We start from the raw sequence: 258 nt of genomic DNA, 5'->3' as shown, positions 1-258 counted from the left end.
AGTCGATGTGTGCGACCTCGTTGCCGTCGCCGACGAGCGACTCTCCTATCAGGACGCGATTGATCTTGGCCATGCTGTTCCTCCGATGAGTGGAATGGGGGACTTGCCGACTGACTGACACGCCGCCCGCGACGTTCCTGGTCCGCGAACGTCGCGGGCGGCGGTTGATGCACGATGGCATTCACTAACAGGTTCCGTGCCAGAGCGTGGCGGGTTGGCGCTTATGGTGCGCTGTGAGTGCTGCTTGTGTTGTTCTCG

Annotated in this window: 1 pseudogene; it reads right to left on the bottom strand. The window is 61.6% G+C overall.

The window, feature by feature from the left end:
- Positions 1-73: pseudogene (locus SB822_RS58650) on the bottom strand (aldehyde-activating protein); the annotation flags it as partial.
- Positions 74-258: the final 185 nt, after the last annotated feature.

It is taken from the genome of Paraburkholderia sp. SIMBA_054 (assembly GCF_046534875.1).
Taxonomy (GTDB): Bacteria; Pseudomonadota; Gammaproteobacteria; order Burkholderiales; family Burkholderiaceae; genus Paraburkholderia; species Paraburkholderia hospita.
This window is presented reverse-complemented; position numbering and strand designations above follow the sequence as displayed.